The sequence below is a fragment of the Sideroxydans sp. genome, assembly GCF_054604835.1.
In genome coordinates this window covers 1-3,007 of sequence record NZ_JBTSFG010000022.1, presented here as the reverse complement: position 1 = coordinate 3,007, position 3,007 = coordinate 1, and the positions used below count along the sequence as shown (strand labels likewise).

General features: G+C 53.0%; 3 protein-coding genes. All 3 read left to right on the top strand.

Annotation, left to right across the window (positions count from 1 at the left end):
- A partial coding sequence (traN, locus tag ACYCZ5_RS13920; protein WP_461545405.1) for a conjugal transfer protein TraN occupies positions 1-1,778 on the top strand: 1,778 nt, incomplete at its 5' end.
- 87 nt (positions 1,779-1,865) lie between these two features.
- The gene (locus ACYCZ5_RS13915; RefSeq protein ID WP_461545404.1) at positions 1,866-2,585 is read left to right on the top strand and encodes a hypothetical protein; all 720 of its coding nucleotides are present in this window, start codon (positions 1,866-1,868) and stop codon (positions 2,583-2,585) included.
- Positions 2,585-2,947: a hypothetical protein gene (locus tag ACYCZ5_RS13910; RefSeq protein WP_461545403.1), complete on the top strand. Its 363-nt coding sequence runs from the start codon at positions 2,585-2,587 to the stop codon at positions 2,945-2,947. Before ACYCZ5_RS13915 ends, ACYCZ5_RS13910 begins: the two co-directional genes overlap by 1 nt.
- Positions 2,948-3,007: the final 60 nt, after the last annotated feature.

Below are 3,007 nucleotides of genomic sequence, written 5' to 3'. Positions count from 1 at the left end.
TCTACGGTTTCAAACTCAAATGCCACGGCGTTATATCAATGCCCCACTGGATATTCTCTGTCCAGCAATGGCAGTTTATGCACAAGGTCTGTTGCCGCTACGTTCAGTTACATCTGCCCTGCCAACACAACTCCATTTGGCACTGGTGTCAACACGATGTGCGGCCAGCCGCCCGTCATTACCAGCACCATCGACAACGGGTGCGCCGTTCAGGAGGCCGCTGCACTATGATAATCCGTTCCCTGCTATTCACCCTGTTGGTGCTGGCAAGCCATGCATCTATCGCCGCCTCTTGCGTCAAAACCGGTTCCGTCTGCGTTGATGCGACTCCATGCAAGAAGATCAGCGGGGTTGATGTCTGCCTTACCGATCCGGCCATCAATGCGACATGCTGGAAATACACCGACACCTACAACTGTCTGGATAAGGCTGCCGTCGATTACTGTGCAGCGATCAGCACCATGCCTGGATGTCAGCAGGTTTCTTCCGTTTGCTCATCCCCATCAAGTTCCGGTTGCTTGCGCTGGACGAACACCTATCGGTGTGGCGGAAGCGCCGCTCCACCAGCCAACACTGTAAAGCTGGACACGACTTACACAATCGTCACAGATACCATTAACACCTCGGCATGCGATTCCGTTTCGTCGAATCCATCATGCCAGCTTGCATCCCATGTGTGCACAGAGCCTGCTGAAACCAGAGTCATCAATGGGCTTGCCGTATACAAGGACTGTTGGGCATGGCAAGACAGTTTTTCCTGTCTCGGTGCCGTGCAATCAGATTGTGCCGCGCTTGATGCAAAGGGTTGCACCTATAGCTCGTCCACCTGTCTCAGTCCGGCTGGCGCTACAGGCGCTAACTGCATGCTGCAAGAAAAGACTTATAGCTGCCCATCCGGAGGCTCAACAACAGTTCTGGATTGTGGCTCCCAGCAATACTGCACCGGTGGAAATTGCTTTGACACCGGCCATGTGCCAGATGGTGATTTCGCGCTTGCTGTGGCCTCACAGGAAGTTGGAAGACAAGCTGCAACCTACATCGATGCCAACCAGAAGATTTTCAGTGGCAACGCTGAAAGTTGCGACCAAGACAGCTTGTCTCGCTGCTGCGATCCCAAAGGCGGGGCTGTGAAGAATTCCAGCATCGGCGGAAGAATCCTTACTACAGCAGGTGGTCAGGCGATTTCCGCAGGAAGCTCTTATATGTACGACGTCATGTCAAGTGCCTATGACTCCATGCGCGGGATGGAAGCAATGTCGGCAGCTGCGACGACCGGAGCTGCTGCAGGCGGATATTCAATGGGGGCTTATGGCCTGACCATGACCTATTCTTCGTCGGCTGGATTTTCATTTGCGTTCGATCCAACAACTTTTGCGGTTGCTGTCGCTGTCCTGGTTATCGTGGAAGTGACCTCCTGTCCACAAGATGAAAAAGAGCTGGCACAGAAGAACGGCGCTGGCCTATGCCGCCATTACAGTTCTAATTGCAATGGCTTCTTCTGCACTTCAGTTACCAGACGCTATTGCTGCTTCAATTCCAAGCTGGCAAAGATCATCAACACTGCCGCTGTCACCCAGCTCGGAAGGGCAAATTCTGACTGCTCTGGCCTAACCATGGATGAGTTCGGGCGGATGGATTTTTCAGCGATCGACATGAGCGAGTTCACGGCTGAGATCATGGCTACCGCCACGCTGCCATCTACCGGAGCAATCAACACCGACGTGAACAACAGCGTGCAACAGAAGCTGCTCAATTACTACACGAGAGGGAAGCAATAGCCCAAATTGCGCTTGCCCAATAGACCCATTGGGTCTATTATCGAAGCACCTGCAATGAGCAGATTCCATCACAAGAAAGGGAAGAAAATGAAGATCAAATTGGTAGCTGTTGCTGTTGCGATGTTCCTGTCGATCAGTGGGGCGAGCGCGGAGATTTCGACCAAGGTATTTAGCGTCAAGGGGGATGCGTTCAAGCTCCCCAGCGGGACAGAGTGTTTTGTTAAAGAGCGCGGCCTGCTATTTGATGGTGCTGAATCTTCCGTCAGCGGGCTGTTCGAAGAAGCCGGACTGGCTGTCTCCAAAGAGAAGAAATCTGATTGCGTGCTTGTCGTCGGGGCGTCGATCTCTGTCCAACATAAAAACAACCCAACTTCCACCGTTGTGTCCAAGCTCGTAAATGAAAACGATGTCATGGAAGAAGTGAATAACTTTGCCGAGACTGATACGCAGGATGATCCCAAGAGTGTATTGGGGGAAACGACGGGTGCTTCTGTTGGGGCAACATTTGGTTTGGCTGGGGCTGCCGTGGGAACAATGGTTGGATCAATCGCAGATTCCCGCCCATCAAAATTCATTTCATGCGATGCCGCAGGCATTCGGGTTGGGGTGGAATACAAAGATGCACAAGGCAAAAAGGCTGTGATGGAAATTCAGGTTATCGCCAAAGCAGAGCCGTTTGACCGTCCGATCAGCGTACTCCGTGCCGCAGTAAAGCGCGTCGTAGTCGAGATTCAAACCCAGCCTGAAGCAGCAACCAACGCCAGCGCATCAGCACCGGCTGAAATCCCACCCCAGGAGGTTCACTGATGAAAACGAGGCTACTCTTCCTTGCTTGTTTGGCCATGATGGCCAGCGCCTCCCAGGCATCCGAAAGCTACAGTGTCAAAGGTCTGATGTTGCAGGCGCTCCACTCGCCTGATGGTGTGGCCTCGGGCATCGTGGAAGGTGAAGTAGCCAACAAGATCCATGAAACCACCGGTTCATACGACCCGTTGCGCGGCGAAGTGTCCACGATACAGCGCCACAAGGAGGAAGGTTGTAGCCGCCTTTCGGTAAAACTGATCCAACCGAATACACCGACGAAGGAAGGTCCCAAGACCGACTTTGCCCTGAACTATGAGCTGGATCTGTGCAAGAACGGCATGCCACCAAGCAGTCCGGCTCACTGACGGTAGGTACCTATGCTGAATTTCACGATGGAGCAGTTCATTCTGGTGGTGATCGGAGTC